At 70.8% G+C, this 22,151-nt stretch carries 19 protein-coding genes; 17 read left to right on the forward strand and 2 right to left on the reverse strand.

Translation table 11 applies throughout. The annotated features are described in order from the left end of the window. Positions 1-67 precede the first annotated feature (67 nt). A complete protein-coding gene (locus KSO97_RS02110; RefSeq protein ID WP_232676220.1) occupies positions 68-1,051 on the reverse strand; it encodes an MBL fold metallo-hydrolase in 984 nt (327 codons plus the stop codon). Positions 1,052-1,189: 138 nt separating this feature from the next. Between KSO97_RS02110 and KSO97_RS02115 the strand changes: the two genes are divergently transcribed. The 12 genes from KSO97_RS02115 to KSO97_RS02170 all read left to right on the forward strand — a co-directional run bounded on the left by KSO97_RS02115 (position 1,190) and on the right by KSO97_RS02170 (position 14,182). After that, positions 1,190-2,743 (forward strand): AMP-binding protein, encoded by a 1,554-nt coding sequence (locus KSO97_RS02115; protein WP_232676221.1) that lies wholly within the window; start codon positions 1,190-1,192, stop codon positions 2,741-2,743. Further along, positions 2,743-3,894: an acyl-CoA dehydrogenase family protein gene (locus KSO97_RS02120; RefSeq protein ID WP_232676222.1), complete on the forward strand. Its 1,152-nt coding sequence runs from the start codon at positions 2,743-2,745 to the stop codon at positions 3,892-3,894. Before KSO97_RS02115 ends, KSO97_RS02120 begins: the two co-directional genes overlap by 1 nt. Before the next feature lie 12 nt (positions 3,895-3,906). After that, complete coding sequence (locus tag KSO97_RS18125; RefSeq protein WP_232676223.1) at positions 3,907-4,938, forward strand: acyl-CoA dehydrogenase family protein; 1,032 nt, start codon at positions 3,907-3,909, stop codon at positions 4,936-4,938. Between the two features lie 92 nt (positions 4,939-5,030). Then, positions 5,031-6,143 carry an LLM class flavin-dependent oxidoreductase gene (locus KSO97_RS02130; protein ID WP_232676224.1) on the forward strand — a complete coding sequence of 371 codons (1,113 nt, stop codon included), beginning with the start codon at positions 5,031-5,033 and terminating at the stop codon, positions 6,141-6,143. Then, positions 6,140-7,141 carry an LLM class flavin-dependent oxidoreductase gene (locus KSO97_RS02135; RefSeq protein WP_232676226.1) on the forward strand — a complete coding sequence of 334 codons (1,002 nt, stop codon included), beginning with the start codon at positions 6,140-6,142 and terminating at the stop codon, positions 7,139-7,141. Before KSO97_RS02130 ends, KSO97_RS02135 begins: the two co-directional genes overlap by 4 nt. Continuing rightward, positions 7,138-8,721, forward strand: coding sequence for a class I adenylate-forming enzyme family protein (locus KSO97_RS02140; RefSeq protein WP_232676227.1), 1,584 nt, complete (start codon positions 7,138-7,140; stop codon positions 8,719-8,721). Before KSO97_RS02135 ends, KSO97_RS02140 begins: the two co-directional genes overlap by 4 nt. Next, positions 8,718-9,728 (forward strand): LLM class flavin-dependent oxidoreductase, encoded by a 1,011-nt coding sequence (locus tag KSO97_RS02145; RefSeq protein WP_232676228.1) that lies wholly within the window; start codon positions 8,718-8,720, stop codon positions 9,726-9,728. Before KSO97_RS02140 ends, KSO97_RS02145 begins: the two co-directional genes overlap by 4 nt. Positions 9,729-9,822: 94 nt before the next feature. Further along, on the forward strand, positions 9,823-10,794 hold the full coding sequence (locus tag KSO97_RS02150; protein WP_232676229.1) for an enoyl-CoA hydratase/isomerase family protein: 972 nt from the start codon (positions 9,823-9,825) through the stop codon (positions 10,792-10,794). Positions 10,795-10,801: 7 nt separating this feature from the next. Further along, complete coding sequence (locus KSO97_RS02155) at positions 10,802-11,782, forward strand: LLM class flavin-dependent oxidoreductase (RefSeq protein WP_232676230.1); 981 nt, start codon at positions 10,802-10,804, stop codon at positions 11,780-11,782. Then, positions 11,779-12,135, forward strand: coding sequence for a VOC family protein (locus tag KSO97_RS02160; RefSeq protein WP_232676231.1), 357 nt, complete (start codon positions 11,779-11,781; stop codon positions 12,133-12,135). Before KSO97_RS02155 ends, KSO97_RS02160 begins: the two co-directional genes overlap by 4 nt. Further along, complete coding sequence (locus KSO97_RS02165; protein ID WP_232676233.1) at positions 12,132-12,932, forward strand: enoyl-CoA hydratase/isomerase family protein; 801 nt, start codon at positions 12,132-12,134, stop codon at positions 12,930-12,932. Before KSO97_RS02160 ends, KSO97_RS02165 begins: the two co-directional genes overlap by 4 nt. 95 nt (positions 12,933-13,027) lie before the next feature. Continuing rightward, the gene (locus KSO97_RS02170) at positions 13,028-14,182 is read left to right on the forward strand and encodes a nuclease-related domain-containing protein (protein WP_232676234.1); all 1,155 of its coding nucleotides are present in this window, start codon (positions 13,028-13,030) and stop codon (positions 14,180-14,182) included. A 5-nt stretch (positions 14,183-14,187) separates the two neighbouring features. On the opposite strand, the gene KSO97_RS02175 is transcribed toward KSO97_RS02170, so the two are convergent. Further along, positions 14,188-15,687, reverse strand: a complete 1,500-nt coding sequence (locus KSO97_RS02175; RefSeq protein ID WP_232676236.1) for a catalase — start codon at positions 15,685-15,687, stop codon at positions 14,188-14,190. Between the two features lie 90 nt (positions 15,688-15,777). On the opposite strand from KSO97_RS02175, the gene KSO97_RS02180 reads away from it, so the two are divergent. From KSO97_RS02180 to KSO97_RS02200, 5 genes are all read left to right on the forward strand, one after another. Further along, positions 15,778-16,950 (forward strand): hydroxymethylglutaryl-CoA reductase, encoded by a 1,173-nt coding sequence (locus KSO97_RS02180; protein WP_232676237.1) that lies wholly within the window; start codon positions 15,778-15,780, stop codon positions 16,948-16,950. A gap of 97 nt (positions 16,951-17,047) precedes the next feature. Then, positions 17,048-17,482 (forward strand): DoxX family protein, encoded by a 435-nt coding sequence (locus KSO97_RS02185; protein ID WP_232676238.1) that lies wholly within the window; start codon positions 17,048-17,050, stop codon positions 17,480-17,482. 96 nt (positions 17,483-17,578) lie between these two features. Continuing rightward, entirely contained in the window at positions 17,579-18,556 is a 978-nt protein-coding gene (locus KSO97_RS02190; protein ID WP_232676239.1) for a hypothetical protein, read from the forward strand. 143 nt (positions 18,557-18,699) lie between these two features. Continuing rightward, complete coding sequence (locus KSO97_RS02195; RefSeq protein ID WP_232676240.1) at positions 18,700-19,578, forward strand: nuclease-related domain-containing protein; 879 nt, start codon at positions 18,700-18,702, stop codon at positions 19,576-19,578. Positions 19,579-19,696: 118 nt separating this feature from the next. Beyond that, positions 19,697-22,108, forward strand: a complete 2,412-nt coding sequence (locus KSO97_RS02200) for a class F sortase (protein ID WP_232676241.1) — start codon at positions 19,697-19,699, stop codon at positions 22,106-22,108. Positions 22,109-22,151 lie beyond the last annotated feature (43 nt).

Genomic DNA, 22,151 nt, shown 5'->3' on the forward strand with positions numbered 1-22,151 from the left:
CGCGCGCGGTCACTGGTGGTCGAGGAGGTCGCTCTGCGACGGTCACAAGACCGGGTGAGGCGGGTTCTCAGCCACTGGCGGAGCGGGCGGGGACGCCGCGCAGCAGCGCGGCGGTGTGCATGAGCGCGAAGCGCTGGGTGCCCAGGCCCATCTCGCTCCACGGCTTGGGCCAGGACAGGTGGGGTGCGATCTCCCAGGCCGTCTCGTGGTCGCGCGCCAGGCTCGCGACCTGGGCGAGCTCGCGGGCGTGGTGGTCGCGCAGGACGCGGGCTCGGGCACCGGGGTCGAGGTAGGGGTACTGATGAGCCGGGGCGGCGACCGAGGCGCCGAAGGAGGCGATGGCGTCGAGGCTGGCGAGCAGGTCGCCGATCGGGTCGTCGTCGGGGCGCGAGGCGATCGCGAGCTGGACCTGTCCCTCGGGCATGAGGGTGTCTCCGGTGAACAGGACGCCGTCCTGGTGCCCGAAGCAGACGTGGCCGTAGGTGTGCCCGGCCGTCGGCAGTGCGGTGATCACGGTGTCGCCGTACCGAAGGTCGGTGACGCCGTCGATCACCCGGTCGGCCACCAGGCTCTCGTCGTGGACGGCGACCGTCACCGCGGCGTCGTACATCGCGCTCACGACGTCGTCCGGCGCACCGGAGGCCACCAGGGCGTTCTGCAGTTGCTCCAGGAACCCGCCGCGCGTGGCCGCCTGCCGGGCGAAGTCGTCGCCGGCGTGGATCACGATCTCGGCGCCGGACACCTGACGTACCCGCTCGGCGAAACCGACGTGGTCGGGGTGGTTGTGGGTGATCAGCACCGCCGCGACGTCTTCGACGCGCTGCCCGCGGGTGGCCAGCGCGGCGACGGCGGCGTCCCAGCAGCTGGGGTGCCGGTAGGCGGCGTCGACGAGCACCAGACCCGCGGAGGGCTCGATGGCGTGCGCCATCACCGAGCGCAGCGGACTCCCGGCGAGCGGCACGGGGATCGCGGTGATCCCGTGGCCCAGGTCGCTCGGCGCCGGGATCTCGCGGCGTTGGTGGGCCGCGGCATGCTCGACGTCGAGGGGCACCGGGCGCGGTTCGGCGTCCGGGGCCGCCGGTGGCCGCGGGGGAGTGGATGAGGTGTCGGGTATGGACAAGGTGTGGGGTCCCGTCTACTGTGACGGCAGAACATACCGAATGGTCGGAATTGTCTCAAGGAGGAGACCATGAGTGAGCTGGACCGGGTCGGCTTCCGCCTCTGGGCGGCGGCAGAACCCGATCTGACCGCCCTCGTGGCCGCCGACGACAGCACCCTCACCTACGGGGAGCTTGCCGCCGAGGTCCATCGAATCAGCCACGGGTTCACGGCACTGCACGGGCTGCAGCCCGGGGACACCGTGGCCTGCGTGATGACCAACTCGCCCGGCATGGTGCAGCTCTACCTGGCCGCGATGCAGTCGGGCATCTACCTGGTCACGGTGAACTACCACCTGACGCCGCGCGAGATCGCGCACATCATCGCCGACTCCGGCGCGCGCCTGGTCGTCTGCTCCGAACGAGCCGAGGAGGTCGTGGTCGCCGCGGCCGCAGCCGCAGCCGCGGGTGGGACCCCGGTCGACGTCGTCGTCGACGGCAGCCCCGCGCACGGCTCCCGGCCCTGGACGGCGCTGACCGAGGGCATGCCGTCCACGTCGCCCGAGCACACGCCGGCCGGGTCGCTGATGATGTACACCTCGGGTACGACCGGTCGTCCCAAGGGCGTCAAGCGCCCGCTCTCCGGGGTCGACGCCGACACCGGCGCTCGCAGCTACGTCTGGCTCTTCGCCGAGTTCGGCATGGCGCGCGAGGCCTTCGGCGCCTGGCTGGTCTCCGCGCCGCTCTACCACTCGGCCAACATCACGCCGGCCATGGGCGCCCTGCATGCCGGCGGGACGATGGTGCTGATGGACGGCTGGACGCCGGAGGGCTTCCTCGCTCGCGTCGAGCGGCAGCGCATCACCGGTACGAGCATGGTTCCCACGCACTTCAACCGGTTGCTGCAGCTGCCCGAGGATGTCCGTGCCGCGGCCGACGTCTCCTCGTTGCGCTACGTGATCCACGGAGCGGCGCCCTGCTCGCGCGACGTCAAGCAGCAGATCATGGACTGGTTCGGGCCGGTGGTCTATGAGTACTACGGCTCCACCGAGGTTGGCACCACCATCGCGCGCCCGCAGGAGTGGCTCGAGCACCCGGGCACCGTCGGTCGTGCGGCGTCGATCTCCACGCTGAAGATCCTCGACGAGCGCGGCGAGGAGGTGCCCGTCGGAACCGAGGGCATCGTCTACATGCGTCAGGGCGAAGACGTCGTGGAGTACCACAACGACCCCGGCAAGACCGCCGGCGCGCGCCGCGACGGACTGCTGACCGTGTGGGACGTCGGCTACGTCGACGAGGACGGGTTCCTCTTCCTCACCGGCCGGGCCAGCGACCTCATCCTGGTCGGTGGCGTGAACGTCTACCCGGCCGAGATCGAAGGCGTCCTGCTCGGCCACCCGCAGGTCGCCGACGTCGGTGTGGTGCGGCGCGCCGACCCCGACCTCGGCGAGGTGCCGATCGCCCACGTCGTGCTCGCCGGCGACGCCGACCCCGACGTCGCGCTCGACGCGATCCGCGCCTACGCCGCCGAGCACCTCGCCGCGGTGAAGTGCCCGCGCGACTACCTCGTGCACCCCGCGCTCCCGCGCGATCCCAACGGCAAGCTCTACAAGGCGCGGCTGCGAGAGCCGCAGGAGGTGTCCTGATGGACTTCGACGACTCCGCGGAGGACCTCGCGTTCCGCGAGGAGGTGGGGGCCTGGCTCGACGAGGCGCTCGCCGACATCCCCGACCAGGAGGACCTGCCTCAGGCCGAGCGCGAGGAGTGGTCGCGGGTCTGGCAGGACCGCCTCTCCGCAGGCGGCTGGGTCGGGCTGAACTGGCCTGTCGAGCACGGCGGTCGCGGACTGGACGCCCTCGCGCAGGGGATCTTCAACGAGGAGTGCGCCCGGCGCGGAGCTCCGTACCCGCTCAACGGCGTCGGCACGATGCTCGCCGGACCGACGATCCTCACGCACGGCTCCGCCGAGCAGATCGCGCGCTACCTCCCGCCGATCCTGGAGGGTCGGGAGTACTGGTGCCAGGGCTTCTCCGAGCCCGGCTCCGGGTCCGATCTGGCGAGCCTGCGCACCTCGGCCCGCAAGGTGGACGGCGGGTGGGTGATCAACGGCTCGAAGATCTGGACCTCGAACGCCCACCACGCGACCAAATGCATGCTCCTCGCCCGCACCGACGCCGAGGCGACCAAGCACGCCGGCATCACCTACTTCCTGGCCGACATGGACCGCTTCACCGTCCGGTCGCTGGTGATGATCAACGGGGACACCGAGTTCAACGAGATGTTCCTCGACGACGTGTTCGTCGCCGACGAAGACGTGCTCGGGGGCGTGGGCAAGGGCTGGGGCGTCGCGCTGACGACGCTCGCCTTCGAGCGCGGCAGCATGGCGCTCAACCTCTGGGTCTGGGCGCGGCAGGCGGTCGACCGCGTCATCGAGATCGCCGCTGAGACCGGCGCGCTCTCCGACGCGGCCGTGGTCGATGCGATCGGCGCGCTGCACTGCGACGCCGAAGCCGTCCGCGTCGGCTCGATGCGGATGGTCGGGGAGACCCAGGCCGGCGGTGTGCCGGGGCCGGAGACCTCCGCGCTCAAGAGCCTGTGGGCCGGTGTCGTGCAGAACGCCAACCGGCTCGCCGTGCAGCTCGACGTCGCGGGCGGAGTGCTGCTCGACGACCAGGGTGCGGCCTCGCGGATGCGGCGCTACCTGCGCGCGCGGGCCCACACCATCGAGGGCGGCACCGAGGAAGTCCAGAAGTCGATCCTGGCGGAGCGGGTCCTCGACCTGCCCCGCTCGCGCTGAGAGGAGGGCCCGGTGCGGGCCACGTTCACCCAGGAGCAGTCAGACCTGGAGAAGACCGTTCGCAGCGTCGCCGAGGGCGAGCGGGCGCACGCGCGCCATTGCCTGGAGCACGGCTGGAGCGCGCCGGCGTCCGACGCCGGCCTGTTGCGTGACTTCGCCGTCCTCGGTGTACCCGAGGCCGACGGCGGCGTCGGATCCTCCTTGGTCGACCTGATGATCGCCGTCGAGGCGCTCGGTCGCTGGGCGGTGCCCTCGCGCCTGTCGGTGCACGCCGCGGCGGTCCAGGCCCTGGTGGGATCCGACGTCGATCTCGAGCCGGCTCTGGAGGGCCGTGAGGTGTGGGCGCTCGCCGTCGACGAACCGGGCGTGTCCGGCTGGGCCGGGCTGGCCGACAGGGCAGACGCGCCGGCCGCCAAGACCCTCGTGCCCGACATCGGTGCCGACGCCGTCGTCGCGCTCGGCACCGACGGCGCGCGACTGGTCGACGCGGCCGGTTGTGACTGGACCTCGCGCGAGTCGCTCGACGAAGCGCGTCCGCTGGCCGACGTCGTGGTCACGGGTGCCGCCCGAGCGAGTGGACCCACGCAGGCCGAGGGGCCGTTGCGCTCGGCGCTCGTCGTCGCTGCCGAGCTCTGCGGACTGACGCAGGGCGCACTCGCGCTGGCCGGCGACCATGCCCGTTCGCGACAGCAGTTCGGTCGGGTGATCGGTTCCTTCCAGGGCGTCGCCTTCCAGCTCGCCGACGTCGCCGTCGCGGGCAAGGCTGCCTGGGATCTGACCGTCCACGCCGCCTGGGCGGTGGAGAACGGCCGTCCGGATGCCGCGATCCAAGCCCATGCAGCCAAGGCTGCAGCGGGCAAGGCCGCCGTCTTCGCAGCGGAGCGGTGCATCCAGGTGCACGGTGGCATGGGCATCACGCGCGAGGCCGACCCGCACCTCTACCTGCGTCGGGCGTTCGTGCTCGACGCCACGCTCGGTGCCGGCTCGTGGCACCGCCGTCGGGTCGGTGAGCTGCGGATCGCCGCCACCGCGCCCCGCCCCTGACAACAGCTCACACACCGCCTGGTGCGTGGCCCTTGCCGTGGCACGCGAAGGCCCGTAACATACCGTCTGGTCGGAATAATCGAGGAGTCGCTGTGAAGTTCGGAATCATGAACCTGTTCCCCGCCAACGAGGGTGGCGGGTCGGACCACCAGGTGCTGCGGCAGACGCTGGAGGAGATCCAGCTCGCCGACGAGATCGGCTTCGACTCCGTCTGGCTCGCCGAGCACCACTTCTCCACCTACGGCATCCTCGGCAGCCCGCTGAACTTCGGCATGGCCGTTGCCGAGCGCACCAGCCGGATCACCATCGGTACCGCCGTCCTGGTGATCCCGCTGCACGATCCGCTGCGTCTCGCCGAGGACATCGCCACCCTCGACGTGCTCACCGGCGGGCGTGTCGCCATCGGAGTGGGCCGTGGCTACCAGCCGCTGGAGTTCGCCGGCTTCGGCATCCCGCTCGAGGAGTCCAAGACCCGCTACCAGGAGGCGCTGGAGGTGATCCGCCTCGCGCTGAGCCAGGAGGAGTTCAGCTTCGAGGGCCGCCACTTCCGCTACGACAAGGTGACGACCTACCCGCGCCCCTTCACGCCGGGTGGGCCGCCGATCCTGCAGGGCACCGTCTCGCCCGAGAGCTTCGCCGAGCGTGGCGCCGTCGGCGAGCGGATCATCACCTCGCCGAACTTCACGCCTCTGGGCATCATGAAGAAGAACTACGACCTCTACCGCTCCGCGATGACCGAGCACGGTCACGATATGGCCTCCTACGACCTTCCCTTCATGCAGCAGGTCTGGTGTGGTGAGGGCGAGGAGGGGCTGCGCCAGGCCGCCCAGGCGGCGCTGACCTACTACAAGTCGGTCGGCAAGGTGATCCCCGGATCGGAGGAGGCGATGGAGAAGGAGAAGGCCTACTACGAGGCCGTCGCCCGCAACATCGAGCTGCTCACCCTCGAGCAGACCCTCACGCACGGCGGCAACTTCGGCTCTCCCCAGCAGGTCATCGAGACCATCGAGATGCTGCGCGACCAGCTCGGCATCACCCACTACATCGGCTGGCTCCGCATCCCGAGTCTGGAGCGCAGCGCGGCCCTCCGTTCGATGGAGATGTTCGCCGAGCACGTCATCCCGCACTTCCGCGCCCAGGACGAGGCAGCCGCACGGAGCACCAGCGCCGCGGCCGACGAGGCCATGGAAGCGGTCGCGGGGTGAAGGTCAGCGTCTTCCTGAGCGCGCAGTTCGACCCGGCCGCGTCGGCGGTCGCGGGTGTGGACGACGTGCTCGCCCAGGCCGTCGCGGCCGAGGCGGGCGGCTTCGAGTCGGTCATGCTCGGTCACCACTACCTGGCGCAGTCGGCGTTCGTGCAGCCGATCCCGCTCGCGGGCTACCTCGCGCACGCGACGTCACGCGTGCGCATCGGGTTCGGTGTCCTGCTCGCGCCCCTGCTCAATCCGATCGCGCTCGCGGAGGAGTTGGCCACGCTCGACGTCTTGAGCGACGGCCGGCTGACGGTCGGGATCGGCGCGGGCTACCGTCGCCGGGAGACCACGGCGTTCGGCGTGGAGTGGGCCGACCGTCTGCAGCGGCTGCGCGACTACGTGCCGATCCTGCGGGCGCTGTGGAACGGCGAGTCCCACGACCTCGCGGGCAGCTGGGGAGAGGTCCCGGGCGCCTCCCTCGCGCTACGCCCCGTGCAGCCGGGTGGCCCGCCGCTGTGGATCGGTGCCTTCGCCGAGCCCGCCGTGCGCCGTGCCGCCCGGCTGGACTGCCCGTGGCTGATCGGGCCCAAGGGCAACGAGACCGAGGTCGCCCAGATGCTCGCCGTCTACCGCGAGACCCTCGCCGAGCACGGGCACTCCGTGGAGCGCGCCTATCCCATGAGCCGGGAGGCGTTCATCGCCGACACCCATGCCGAGGCGATCGCCTCGGTCCGGCCGCACCTGCAGCGGCAGTACGCGGGCTACAAGTCCTGGGACGACGCCCAGCAGCTCGACCTCGACCGTTACCTGGAGGAGGACTGCCTGGTGGGCACGGCCAAGGAGGTCGTGCAGAAGCTGCGCCGGTGGGAGTCCGAGCACGGCATCACCGAGGCGTCGCTGCGCCTGCAGTTCGTCGGTGCCAGCCAGGAGGAGGCCCTGGACCAGATCGCCCGGTTCGGCGCCGACGTGATCCCGCACGTCGCCGAGCAGCCGAGCGGGGTGAGCGCGTGAGTTCGGGGAGCGCCGAGGTGAACCTCGCCGGGATCCTGGAATCCCGTGCCCGCACGGCACCCGACGCGCTGGGTCTCGCCGGTGAGGACGGCCGCAGCTGGACCTTCGCCGAGGCCGACCTGGCGGCCGGCGGCGTGGCCGCGGCGCTCCAGGGAGCCGGGGTCGAGGCCGGGCAGCGGGTGGCGACCTACGTCGCCAACGGCCCCGAACTGGCGCTACTGCTGCACGGGATCTGGAAGGTCGGCGCCGTGCCGGTCACGATCAGCAGCCTGTACAACGCCCACGAGCTGACCGAGTCCCTGGTCAAGACCGCGCCCGCACTGGTGCTCGTCGACGACGCCAGGGCCGACGTCGTGGCCGATGCGCTCGCGCGCCCTGAGGTGGAGCACCTTCCGGCACGCAGCGTGCTCGGCTCGCTGCCCGACGTCGAGGCGCTCGCGTGGTCCAGCCCCACGGCCTGGCCTGCGGTCGAGACGGCTCCGGACGACGAGGCGTGCATCCTCTTCACCGGCGGCACCAGCGGACGACCGAAGGCCGTGAGCGTCACCCACGGCGGCATTCGCGGCTCCCTGCGTCGGCTGGCGCAGGTCTCCGCCGGTCGCCCCGACGGCGGGGACGGCCGCGCCGAGGTCGCCCCCAACCTGATCGCGCTGCCGCTCTTCCACAGCGGCGGGCAGCACGCACTGCTGTTCGCCCTCCACATGGGCCGCGGCTGCGTGGTCTGGGAGCGTTTCGGGATCGACCGCCTGCGCGACCTCGCCGAGCGCTACCGGTTCGACAATCTCTTCCTGCTGCCCACGATGCTCTACGACGTCGTGCACGCCGAGGAGCAGCTGCCGCTCGACTCCGTGCGTTCGGTACTGGTCGCGGGCCAGGCCCTCAGCTGGGACATCCGCCGTGCGTTCGAGGAGCGCTACCGCATCCCGATCCTGGTCAACTACGGCTCCACCGAGTCCGGTCACATCGCGGGCTGGAACGGCCGCGACATGAAGGCGGGGCTCTGGAAGCCGGGCTCGGCCGGTCGCGTGTACCCCGGCGTCGAGCTCGAGGTGCGCGACGACGAGGGTCGGGCCCTCGCGCAGGGCGACACCGGTGAGATCGTGGTGCGCTCCGAGCTCACCCGTGGCTACGTCGACGACGCCGCGGCCTCAGCCGATCTCGTGCGCGACGGATGGCTGCACACCGGCGACATGGGCTACGTCGACGACGACGGCGTGCTGTGGCTCGTCGGCCGCAAGCGCGACATGATCAAGTGCGGCGGATTCCAGGTCTGGCCCGAAGAGATCGAGGACGAGCTGCGCGCGCACCCGGCCGTCCGCGACGTCCGCGTCGTCGGGGTGCCGGACGAGCGTCTGGGCGAGATCCCGGCCGCGCTCGTGGTGCGCGAGGACGCGTCGGCACACGGCTCCGAGGACGATCTGCGCGACCAGCTCGTGGCGTTCGCGCGCGAACGGCTCGCCCACTTCAAGACCCCGCGTCGGGTGGAGTTCGTCGCCGAGCTCGAGCGCAGCGAGGCCGGGAAGGTCAAGCGGGGCGACGTGCCGGCGTTCAGCGGAGCTGCGACGGGGGAGGGCGCATGACGTCGCCGTCGGGTGAGGGCATGCGCTTCGGGATCATGGCCTCGCACCAGTACCCGCACGCCGACGATCTCGGTGCGCACCTACGCGACCTCTTCGGGACGGTGGAGCTGGCCGCGGAGCTGGGCTACGACTCGGTGTGGACGATCAACCACTTCCAGTCCAACCTCGCCACCCCTCAGCCGATCTCGATGATGGCGAGCCTGATCCCCTACTCGGGCGAGATGACCCTGGGCACCGGCATCCTCCTGCTGCCGCTCTTCCACCCCGTGCACGTCGCCGAGGAGTTCGCCACGCTCGACCACCTCTCCGGGGGCCGTGTCGTGCTCGGTGTCGGGGCGGGCTACCGCGAGAACGAGTTCGCCGCGTTCGGCATCGATCCCGACTCCCGCTTCCGCCGGCTCGACGAGAGCCTGCGCCTGATCCGGGACTTGTGGAGCGGTGAGCCGGTCACCAGCGACGGCGAGTTCTATCCACTCCAGGACGCCACCATCGGGATCCGGCCGCTCACGCCTGGCGGGCCCCCGATCTGGGTGGGCGCCGGCGGCAAGAAGGCCGTGCGGCGAGCCGCGCGGCTGGGCGATGCCTGGTACGCCCCGGGCAACTCGCCGAGCAAGCGGTTCCTGCCCGAGCACGTGGAGATCTACGACGAGGCCCTCGTCGAGGCCGGCAAGGATCCGGCCCGCGTCGAGCGTCCCGTCGGCGTGGAGCTCTACTGCGCACCGACCACCGAGCGGGCGGTCGACGTCGCCCTGCCGCACGCGCGCACCGAGTACTCCACCTACGCCGAGTACCCGGCGCTGCGCTGGCAGCGCGACCGGTTCGACGAACTGGTGGTCAACACCCTGCTGCTCGGCTCGCCCGACGCGCTGATCGAGCGGATCGGCGCGCTGCGCGACCTGGGGTTCAACCACCTGATCTTCCGGCCGGGCTGGCTCGGCATGCCTGCGGAGCAGGTGCGCGCATCCCTGAGGCTCTTCGCGACCGAGGTGTTCCCCGCCTTCCGCTGACACCGGGTGCCCCTGCACCCGCACCCGGCGAGCGACCCGTCGCCCGCCGTCTCGACCCACCCCTGGCACCACCCGACACGAGTGAGGAAACGACGTGAAGAAGACCGAGGCAGAGCTGCTGGAGAACCAGTGGGACGTGGAGAACATGGAGGTCGACCCCGAGGTGCTCGCGCGCTACGTCACCTACGACGTCGACGAGAAGAGGTCGGTCGCGACGATCACCTTCGACCGCCCCGAGCGCCTCAACGCGATCCCGGTCGCCGCCTTCGAGCGGGTCGGCGACCTGGTGCGCGAGGCCGAGGCCGACGACCGCGTCAAGGTCATCGTGTTCAAGGGGAACGGGGACCACTTCGGCACCGGGGCCGACGCCGCGGAGCTCGGCCACTACATCGGCTACAAGTCGGGCACGGACAAGGCCTCGCGCCGTCGTCCGGCCCAGCGCCAGCGGATCCTGCCGGACCGCAACGTCCTGAGCTCGGGCTTCACCAGGCCCATCGTGGAGTCGCTCAAGGCCACGATCTGCCAGGTGCAGGGCTACTGCTACGGCGGGCACTTCCAGATCGCGCTGTCGGCCGACATCGTCATCGCGACGCCGGACGCCAAGTTCACCCACCCGGCGTTCCGGTACCTCGGCCCGGGCCCGCAGGACATGTACCACTGGATCGAGAAGATGGGCCTGACGACGATGAAGGACGTCATGCTCACCATGCGCGCGATCGGTGCCGAGGAAGGCGAGCGGAAGGGCCTGGTCACCAAGGTCGTCGAGCACGACGAGTTGGAGAAGTGGGTCGACGACTACGCCGACGCCATCGCGGTCATGCCGCTGGACTCGCTGATGATGGGCAAGTCGATGATGCAGATCGTGATGGAGGCGCGCGGCAAGGGCCTGGGCTCGATGACCGGCTGGGTCGGTCACGGCTGGGCCACCAACGCCTCGTTCGACGAGGGCGACTGGAACTTCCTCAAGGAGCGGCGCGACAAGGGGGTCAGCCAGGCGCTGGCCGACCGCGACCGACTGGTGGCCCCCTACTTCCGCCTCAGCGACGACCGCTCCCAGGAGGCGTGAGTCGGCCGTGCGTTTCGGCATCCTGCTCGACCACCAGTACGAGCGCGAGGACGACGTCGGCAGGCGTGCCGGCGAGCTCATCGAGTTCGCCCAGCACATCCGCGACCTCGGCTACGACTCCCTCTTCGGCATCCATCACTACCTCTCCTCGCTGCGTACCCCGCAGCCGCTGCCGTTGCTCTCGCGGCTCATCGACCACACCGGGTCGATGCAGCTGGGCACCGGGATCCTGATCCTCCCGCTCGGTCACCCGGTGCACTGGGCCGAGGAGATCGCCACCATCGATCAGATGTCGGGTGGCCGGTTCGTGCTCGGTATCGGGTCCGGTTACCGGGAGGACGAGTTCGCCTCGTTCGGCGTGGAGAGGCGCACGCGGGTCTCGCGCATGAACGAGGCGCTCTCGGTGATGCAGCAGCTGTGGACCGGAGAGCCCGTGCACCACCAGGGCAAGCACTTCGCTCTCGACGGCGTCCGCTGCAGCGTGGTGCCGGCGCAGGCCGAGATCCCGGTCTGGGTCGGTGCCAACGGGCCGATCGGCATCAAGCGGATCGCCGGGCAGGGCCTGCCGTGGCTGGCGCCGAGCAACGTGCGCCGCAACTGGGCCGTCGGCAATCTCGCCGACTACCGCGCGCAGCTCGCCGAGGCCGGTCACGACGAGCAGGGCATGACCTTCCCGATCCACCGCGACCTGTGCGTGGCGGACTCCTTCGACCAGGCATGGGAGATCGCCGGCGAGGGCGTGCAGCGCTCCTACCAGGAGTACGTGCAGTACGGGATGGACTACTTCGAGTCGCAGTGGGAGGGCATCAAGCACAAGGCGCTCTTCTTCGGGTCGCCCGACGACATCGCCGCCAAGGTGGCCGACTTCGCCGACGCCGGCTACAACCACTTCGTCTTCCGGGCGCAGTGGCTCGGGCTCCCGATCGAGCGCAGCATCGAGATCGTGGAGCGGTTCGCCCGCGAGGTCATGCCGAGGTTCCGCCCGTGAGCGCGGCCCGGATCGGCCACGTGATCGTGCCGGCGGAGGGTGGCCTCGACGCGGCGATCGCCTTCTACGTCGACGAGCTGGGGCTGGAGCTCCGCTTCCGTGACGGCGACCGCTACGCCGCCGTCACCGACGGCACCACAACGCTCGGTCTCGCGGCCGAGTCCGAGCAACCGGTGCCGGGTGAGGTCTGTGTCTCGGTCCAGGTGCCGGACCTCGACGTCGCGCTGGAGGCGTGGCGATCTGTGGACGGCTATGAGATCGGCGCGGTCGTCGACGGTCCGCACGAACGGCGCGTCGTCGTCCGACCGCCCGACGGCGCCGCCGTCTGCGTCTATGAGAAGAGTCCGGCATGAGCGCCTCGGGCGCCGGCCCGCTGCGAGTCGAGCGGCGCGGCGCCGTCGCCGAGGTGGTGCTCGCCCGCCCCGACCAGGGCAACGCCCTGGACCGAGCGTTGAAGTCGGCGCTGGTCGAGACCCTCGCCGACGTCGGAGCCGACGACAGTGTGCGCGCGGTGCTCGTCGCCGCGGACGGCGCCTCGTTCTGCGTCGGTCAGGATCTTCGCGACCTCGTGCGGTCGCTCGAGGAGGACCCCGCCTCGGCGGCCGACACCGTCGAGCAGCACTTCAACCCGATCACCGCGGCACTGGCCACGATGCCCAAGCCGGTCGTCGCCGCCGTGCACGGAGCCTGCGTCGGCGCGGGACTCGGCTTCGCTCTGGCGTGCGACCTGCAGGTATGGGGAAGCGGCGTCACGCTCGGCACGGCCTTCACCCGGGTGGGCCTGACCTGCGACTCCGGCCTGTCGCGCTCCCTGGCCGAGGCGGTCGGCGCGATGCGCGCCCGTCGACTGGTGCTGACGGCCGAGACCTTCACCGTCGAGCAGGCGATCGACTGGGGCTTCGCCGGAGACGTCGTTGCTCCCGACGAGGTGCTGGCCACGGCCCGTGACCTGGTCGACCGGCTCGCGACTGGTCCGACTCACGCCTACGCGGAGTCCAAGCGCCTCCTCGCCGTCGCCGGCACCATGCCGTTGGCCGAGGTGCTGGCCGCCGAGGCGTCGGCGCAGCGTCGTTGCGGAGCCACCGCCGATCATCTGGAGTCGGTGCGGGCCTTCCTCGAACGACGTCCGCCGGTTCTCACCGGTACCTGACGAGCCCGACCGCCGTCCCGCTCAGCTTCGGCCCGCGCGGGCCGATGACTCGCAGACCGCGGTGGACCGGGCGCCGCGCGCGAGGAGGTCGCACGGTGGCAGGCAAGTCCGCTCGAGATCAGGCACAGCGACGTCGCACCGCGGCGGAGCGTGAGCTGCGACGCGCAGAACTCTGGGAGCGGGGAGCAGTCGGCGAGGAGACCACGGCGGCCGCGTTGGCCCTGCTGCCTCCCGACGAGTGGACGACGTTCCACGACCTTCGCTGGCCAGGGCGGCAACGCGCCAACATCGACCATGTCGTGGTCGGTCCGCCGGGCGTCTTCGTGATCGACACGAAGAACTGGAGCGGCCCGATCGTCGTGCGCGACGGCGTCCTCCGCCAGCGGGGTCGATCGCGCGACCGCAGCGTTGCCGGCGTCGTGGACGCAGCGCGGGCCGTCGCGGCGGTCTTGCGTGGTGGCGGCGACCAGAGTGTGTTGCCGGTGCTGTGCTTCGTCGGCGATGCTCCGCCGCCGGGGTGGGTTCGCGAAGTGATGATCGCCGACAGCGCCACGTTGGTGGAGATGTTGCGCTCGCGGCCCGCACGGCTCTCGCCCGAGCGATTGCGTGAGATCTGTCTCGAGCTCGACGCCGTCACCCGAACGGCGTTGGCCGCACCTCATCAGACCGGGCTGGCACCGACACCCGCGACCCAACGACTCGCGCTTCCGAACGCTTCCGCAGACGTCGGTCGACGGGTGGTGGCGGGAGCTTCACTCCGACCTAGTCGAGGCACGGCGTCGCGACCCTTCTCCCGCGGCCGGTCCCTCCCATGGCCGCGCTTGCTCGGCGTGATCGCCGTCGCGATCGCAGGGCTCGCCCTCCTGCCCGACGTCGCGCGCCTCGTGGCAGACCGGGTGGTGGTTACAGCCGCAGCACCGCTCCCCGCCGAACCGACCGTGCCGGCGGATCTCACCGGGCGCTGGCGCGGCGACGTCGACTGCGGCGACGGCGTGATCCGCGTCATCGTCCGAGTCTCGGCTCCTGATGGTGGATCCGACCGACAGGCGACGACAGTCAGCGCACGGTCGAGCGCAGGGGCCCTGTCGATTCCGGGCTCGATCAGTGATCAGCGGGCCGGCGCTCGCTTCGAAGCTCGCGTTGGGGGTATCACGATGGACCTGCTCCCCAGCGGTGAGGATCTCGTGCGGGCGTCCTTCGTCGGAGCCGCGGTCGCCCCCTGTCCCGAGTTCGCCCTGCGTCGCGGCTGAGGCCCTCAGCCGATCGGCTCCTCGGCCTCGGTCGGGCCGGGGGCGACGTCCTTGCCCTGGTCGGCGCGGACGGCGTCCTCGATGCGACGTCCGATCTCGGCGTCGACGCTGCTCCAGTACGCGAAGGCACGTTGCAGGATCGGCTCGCTCACTCCGCCGAGGAGATGGCCGGCGACGTTGCCGACGAAACGGTCGCGGGCGGCGTCGTCGAACACGTCGCGCACCAGGGTCCCGGGCTGGCTGAAGTCGTCGTCGTCGGCGCGCAGGGTGTAGGCCTCGCGCACCATCTCGCCGTCGGTCTCCCAACCATCGACGACGGGTCCGGTGAGGTCGGAGTACGGCTCGCCGTAGCTGTTCGGGGCGTACTTGGAGCGGTCGCCGGTGTGGTCGAAGGTCATCGCGCCGTCGAACTGGTAGGTGTAGGCGCCTTCGACACGGTGCCGGTTCACCGGCAGCTGCAGGTAGTTGGTGCCGAGGCGGTGACGGTGGGTGTCGGCGTAGGCGAAGACGCGGCCGAGCAGCATCTTGTCCGGCGAGAAGCCGATGCCCGGCACGACGGCGGACGGCTCGAACGCCGCCTGCTCGATCTGGGCGAAGTGGTTCTCCGGGTTCCGGTCGAGCCTCAGCGTCCCGACGTCGACCAGCGGGTAGTCCCCGTGGGGCCAGACCTTGGTGAGGTCGAACGGATTGATCCGGTACGTCATCGCCTCCTCGTACGGCATCAACTGCACCTTGAGCGTCCATGACGGGTGCTCTCCGGCCTCGATGGACTCGTAGAGGTCGCGGCGGTGGTGGTCGGAGTCCTCGCCGGCGATGCGGTTCGCCTCCTCCTGCGTGAGGCACTCCACGCCCTGGTCGGAGATGAAGTGGAACTTCACCCACGTCTTCTCGCCCGTCTCGTTGTAGAGCAGATAGGTGTGGCTGCCGTAGCCGTTCATGTGCCGCCACGTCCGCGGGATCCCGCGATCGCCCATCAGCCAGGTCACCTGGTGGGCCGACTCCGGGTTGTGGGTCCAGAAGTCCCACTGCATGTCGTTGTCGCGCAGGCCATTGCCGCCGCGTCGCTTCTGGGAGCGGATGAAGTGCGGGAACTTCATGGTGTCGCGGATGAAGAAGACCGGGGTGTTGTTGCCGACGAGATCCCAGTTGCCCTCGCTGGTGTAGAACTTCAGGGCGAACCCGCGCGGATCACGCCAGGTGTCGGGGGAGCCGAGCTCACCGGCGACGGTGGAGAAACGCGCGAGAGCCTCGGTCGTCGCGCCCGGCTGCAGCGCAGCCGCACAGGTGTAGCGACTGATGTCGCCGGTGATCTCGAGCGTGCCGAATGCCCCCGATCCCTTGGCGTGCACGTTCCGCTCGGGGATCCGCTCGCGGTTGAAGTGCGCCATCTGCTCGATGAAGTGGTGGTCGTGCAGCAGGATCGGTCCGTTGGGTCCGACCGTCAGGCTGTTGCGATCCGAAGGCGCCGGTGCGCCGGTTCCGGTGGACGATCCGTCGTGGCTCATACCCCCACTGTCGTCGGGCGACGTGCCCCCGGCGTCCCCCCGCCGGGTGAGGAGGCTCGGCGGAGCAGCCGAGGTGCCATCCTCAGCGCCATGACCGACCTGAGGATCCCGCGCGACCGTGACGACGACTACGGCGTCGAGGCCATCGCCGCACGGCAGCAGCTGGTGCGCGACCGGACGGAGTCCGCGCTGGAGCACGTCGGCAGGTACTCGCTGGACCCGGCGACGCTGCCGGGGAACATCGAGAACTTCCTCGGCGCCGCGCAGGTGCCGATCGGGCTCGCCGGCCCGGTGCTGGTCGACGGCGAGCATGCGCAGGGCGAGTTCCTGGTGCCGTTGGCGACGACCGAGGGCACGTTGGTGGCGTCCTACAGCCGCGGCATGAAGCTGTGCCGCGCCGCCGGGGGCGTCACCACCACCGTGCTCGACGACAAGATGCAGCGTGCGCCGGTGTTCAGCTTCGCGAACGCCCGCGAGGCGCGCGCGTTCGCCGTCTGGCTCGACGAGCACTTCGAGGAGATCGCCGCCGCGGCGCAGACCACGACGTCGTCGGGACGGCTCATCGAGATCCAGCAGTTCTCGGTGTCGAAGCTGCTCTACACGCGATTCAACTACACCACCGGCGATGCCGCCGGCCAGAACATGACCGGCAAGGCGACGTTCGCCGCGTGCGCATGGATCAAGCAGAACTATCCGGCCGAGGTGCACTTCATCCTCGAAGGACAGTTCGCCACCGACAAGAAGACCTCGGTGGTCAACATGCTGCACACCCGCGGCAAGCGCGTCGTCGCCGAGATCACCCTGCCCGCGGCGCTGGTGGAGGAGCAGATGCACGTCAGCACCGACAAGCTGTACGCCGCGCGCATGCGCGGGCAGCTCGGCGCGATCATGTCGGTCACCAACAACAACGGCAACCACTCCGCCAACGGCATCACCGCGATGTTCATCGCGACCGGCCAGGACGTCGCGAACGTCGCCGAGAGCTCGGCGATGTACGGCTTCTCCGAGCTGTTGCCCAACGGCGACTTCTACGCCTCGGTGACGTTGCCGTCGCTCATCATCGCCACCTACGGCGGCGGCACCGGGCTGGCGACCCAGCGCGAGTGCCTGGAGATCATGGACTGCTACGGCGCGGGCAAGGTGCTCAAGCTGGCGGAGATCATCGCCGCCACCGTGCTCGCCGGCGAGCTCTCGCTCGGCTCCGCGGTCGTCGCCGAGGAGTGGGTGCAGGCCCACGACGACCTGGGCCGCAACCGACCCTGACACGGACGGCGGCGGCTCGCTCGGAGCGCCTGCTTGACCGCGGCTCCGTCGCGCTCCACATTGGCTGAACAATCAACCATCAAGGAGCACTACGGCTATGGATTCCACCTTCTTCGAACTCGTGCAGTTCATCGGACGCGTGATGTTCGTGTTCCTGCTGATCGGCTCGGGCATCGGCCACCTCACCCAGACCGCTGCGATGGCCGGCTACGCCGAGTCGCGCGGCGTCTCCAACGCCAAGCTGATGGTGCAGATCAGCGGCGTCGCCCTCATCGCCGGCGGCGTCTCGATCCTGCTCGGCATCTGGGCCGACCTCGGCTCGCTCGGTATCGCGATCCTGCTCATCATCACCGCCGTGATGATGCACCCGTTCTGGAAGGAGACCGACCCGATGAACAAGCAGATGGAGATGGTCGCCTTCAACAAGGACATCGCCCTCGCCGGCGCCGCGCTTCTGATGTTCACCGTCTTTCGCTACGGCATGCCGTGGACGCTCACCGACGGTCTCTTCGCGCCGTCGTACGGCTTCTGAGTCCCACCCCACGAGCAGCGGCCCGTCAGCGTCTTCCGGCCCAGGCGGGCCGCTGCCGTCATCAGGACTCCGCCGTCTCCGTGCCAACATGGCCGGATGGCTACGCGACTCGGCTCTCACCCCGTGGCGGCATCGGCCGCGGCGGGGATGGTCGTCGCCCTCGCCGGATGCGGCACCGACGCCTCGACGTCGACGCGTGAGCCCACCCGCGAGCCGCGCCCGGTGGTCTTCCCGGCCGGCGACCTGACCTATGCGCTGCGCTCGACGCTGCACGTGGGGGAGCGCAGCTTCGACGTCGCGCCCGAGGTGATCACGAGCCTCGACTGGACTCCGTACGGCGTCTACCTCGAGCTGACCAGCGATCCCATCGAGGGGATCGCGCGCACGGTCTTCTTCGACGGCGAGAGCACCGCCGAGTTCGGCGGCGATCACATCAGCCGCGTCGTCACCTCCGCCGACGGCGGTCTGGCCGCGTGGATCGACTTCGAAGGGCCCCGTCGCCCTGCAGGGCGGGTGGCGGAGGTCGTGGTCGTCGACACCGAGACCGGCGACGAGATCTTCACGACGAGCGAGGGCATGGGCGGCGATGCCGGCGACGACCTCGGCGACCGCTACGAGGAGTTGCCGCCGAGCGTCACGATGTTCGACGGAGATGACCTGATCTGGGTGAACGCCGAGGGCAGCGGTGACACGCTGCGCTCCGATGTCCGTACCGGCGACACCGAGCGGTTGAGCGCGGTCGATCGCCAGCGCCTCCGCACGACGAGCGGATTCGAGTTCTCCTCTCCCGACGGTGCCTACGACGTCGATGCGAGCACCACCGGAAAGCTCCGGATCGCCCCGCGGCAGCCGGACTTCGGATACCGCTGGCAGACGGCCGGCCAGTGGCTCGACGATCACACGCTGCTGGTGCTCGGGCAGGATCGGTACCGCTTCTCCTACGACCCGACCGTGCCGGACACGATCCCCGGGGAACTGCTCTCCTGCGACCTCGCCGAGGGCCGCTGCGACGGACTGGTGCCGATCGACGGCGCGCGCGACGTCGTGTTCCCCGGCGTCGACTCCGCTTACTGAGCGCGCCCGCCGGGGCCGCCGTGTGATGACGCGTGCGGACCGGGACGATCGCGGCGGAGCCTCGCTGGTCTAGCCAGCCTCAGCCGCAATGGTCGACTGCCGAATATGATGCGAGCCACATCTGGGAACGCTCTGGGGGGAACGTGACCGCAATTACTCAGGCGCGTGCGCGCCAAACCGTCGAGGGCAGCCGCGCCGAACGCACCACGTCGTCCGCGTTGTCCGTGCTGCGTGAGCCTCATTGGGTCGTCTTCGACGACGTCGTCGTGCCGGGGGCGCGTGGCCGCGCTGTCGGCCACATCGTCGTCGGACCACCTGGCGTGTTCGTCATCGATGCCATCAATCTCAGTGGCCACGTCGCGCTGCAGGGCGGAGTGCTCAAGCAGAACGGCAAGAACCGGTCGCAGCTGGTGACCTCGCTGCACGGCGTCGAGCCGGCGATGCTGGGCGTCGTCCCGGGCCTGCGGCCCGACCACGTGCACCTGGTGGCCTGCCTCGTCGGGGGCGACCACGTCCGCGGCGCGATCGACGACATCGCCGTGTGTTCGCCGTTGGACATCGTCCAGGTGATGGCGAGTCGGCCGTCGATGCTCAGCGAGTCCGACATCGCGATCGTCGCGCAGCTGCTGCGGGCGGGACTCAACACCGGGACGGTGGCTGCCTCCTACGCCAACGCGCCGACGACGCCGGCGGCTGGGGTCGCGCCGCCGACCCCGCCGCCCAGCGCGCCCCGTGGGCACGCCGCTCCTGGCCGCCAGCGGCCTGCGGCACCGCGCACCGCCCCACCTCGGGCAGCCGCGCGGGGCGGCACCCGCGACGATCTCCCGCAACGGAGCGCCGTCGCGCGGCCGGGGCGCGAGCGTCGGCGTTCCCTGGTGCCCGACCCCATCAAGTACGGCCTGGCTGGCGCCTTCATCACGCTGTGCCTCACCTCGCCGCAGACCTTCACCGAGGTGTCGCACCGCATCGGTGACGTCTTCATCGACGACGCCGTCCAGTCGCCCGCGCCCGGCGCACCCTGATCGACGTCGCGCACGGTCGGCAACCGTTCGACGACCGTGCGGCTGTGGAGCAGTGACTGCTCCACAGCCGCACGACCACCTGCGTCGGCGCGTCGGTTGACTCGACGACGGTGGGCCCATGCCTACCGCCGCGCACATTCCGCCCTCCTCCGACCGTCCGCGACGTCGTCACGTGCGGCGCGCCCTCGTGCTCCGCACCCTGGCACCGGCGCTGCTCGCCACGGTGGCGTTGGTGCCGCTCGCCGTCGGTACACCACAGGGGCACGCCTCGGTCTCGCCGCGCTGGGAGGAGTCGACACCGCCGCCGCTCGCACTCGACCTCGAGCGGTCGGCGCGCCGCGTGGCGGCCGAGGAATGCCGCACGGTCGATCCCAACCTGGTACGCGGCGTCTGTCTGCGCTATCCGACCCGGCGCGGCACAGCCCTGACCTGGCTGGGTTCCTACCGGGCGCCGGACGGCCGGGTCTTCTTCTGCATCGACTACCTCTACGACTCACGCCTGCGCGCCGATGCGCGCGAGGTCTCGACCCGACGTCTGGTCAACCAGTTCGGTGATCGGATCGGCGTCGCCGAGGTCGCCGCGCTCAACTACCTCGTCTCCACCTGGGCCGGTCGCGGGTCCACGGGCAGCGACGTCGACGACGCGGCCATCGCGCTCATCGTGCGCCAGGTGATGTCCGACGGCGTGCGCGGCGACGGCGTCGTGGTCTACCCCCGGGCGCTGAAGGTGGGCGACCGAGTCCGCGAGCCACGCGGCGACCTCGACCGGCGCGTTCTGGACCGGGCCCAGAAGATGTGGCGTGAGGCCGGGCGCCTGCGTGGGCCCTGGAGGATCTCGTTGATCCCACGCGACGCGGACCCCATGCGCGTCGGTACGCCGCGGCGCTTCGCCGTCCGGGTGACCTCGGCCGCTGGCCGTGCCGTCACCGACGCCGGCGTCGTGGTGCGCTGCACCGGTCCGGTCACCTGCCACCTCGACTCCGTCGGGACCGGGAATCGCCGTCGCGACGTCGTCGTCGAACCCCGAGCCACCGGACGCTTCTCGTTGCGGGCCGCGGTGAGGGCGCCATCCGCGGGTGGTGTGCTCTATCGAGCACGCGGGTGGTCGACCCACGCGAGCTGGACCGCTCGTCGAGCCGGTGTCCAACGTGGCTGGATCGCGCAGGAGAGCCGTGCCGTAGTGGAGGCGAGCGACGAGATCCGCGTGCGCCGCGCACGCCCGGAGCTCACCACGCGGGCGTCCGCGGCGACGACGAGCGTCGGTGCCGCGCTCGCTGACGACGTCACGATCAGCGGGCTCCCAGGCGCGCGTCCCCTGCTCGCGACGGCGGAGCTCTTCGGCCCGTACCGCCAGCAGCCCGGCGCGGCGGACTGCACCGCCGACAAGCGCGTGGGCACGGTCCGGTTCGCCGTCGCGGGCGATGGCACCTATCGCACGCCCGGCGTGGTGGTGAGCGAAGCCGGGTACTACACCTGGGTCGCTGCCCTGCCCGCCGATCTCGACAGTCTGCCGGTGCGGCACGCGTGCGGCATCGCGGAGGAGACCACGCTCGTCCGGCGGCTCACACCCCAGGTCGGTACCCGCGCGTCGACGCAGCGCGCCCTGACCGGGGACAGGATCCACGACACCATCGAGCTCGCCGGAGTCAGCGAGACCGCCGTCCAGCTGCGCTGGACCCTCCACGGCCCCATCGCACCCCGGAACGGACGCTGCGCCGGACTGTCGTGGCGCGGAGCTCCCATCGCTGACCGCGGTGTGGTGCTGGCGCACGGCGACGGCCTCTACCGCACGCGGTCCACGACGCTGGTCACGCCCGGCTGCTTCACCTACAGCGTCCGGGTGCCCGCCACAGCCCGCACGACGTCGGCGCGACACGAGCCGGGTATCGCGGTCGAGACGGCGCTCGTCACCCGCCCTGCGACGCCGGTCGTGCCGGAGGTGCCCACCGGCCCGGAGATCGCGGTGCGACCCACGCAGCGGGTCGCGCCGCGCTATCTGGAGCGCCGCTACTCCGAAGAGATCTCGACCCCCGTTCCAGGGACGGACGCGCCTGGCGACTCACCGTCGGTGCGCGGGAGGGTCCGAGCCGATGCGGGAGCAGTGAGCATCGACCGGATCGGGCTCGTCGCTCCGGTCGTCTCCGCGCGGCTCGACGGCGGTGTCATGGCGATCCCCGACGACGTGCGCACAGTGGGCTGGCTCTCCGTCAGCGCCCGTCCCGACGACGTGATGGGCGCCAGCATCATCTCCGGGCACGTCTCCGACCGCCGGGACCGACGTGGCGCGTTCGGCCGACTGCACCGCGCGCAACGCGGAGACGTCGTGCGGTGGCGCGCCGACGACGGCACGATGCGGCTCTTCGATGTCGTGTCCGTACGCCGGTTCCCACGCGCGCACGGACTCCCCGCCTCCCTCTTCCGCACCGACGGGCGTCGGCTGGTGCACCTGATCACCTGTGCCGACCGCACGGTCTCGGGGGGCCGCGTCCACTATCGCGACAACCTCGTCGTCACGGCCGTAGCCCGATGACGAGCCGAGGCGCTCGCTACCGGGAGCGACGGTCCGGACAGTT

It is taken from the genome of Nocardioides sp. R-C-SC26 (assembly GCF_021246465.1).
Classification (GTDB): Bacteria; Actinomycetota; Actinomycetes; order Propionibacteriales; family Nocardioidaceae; genus Nocardioides.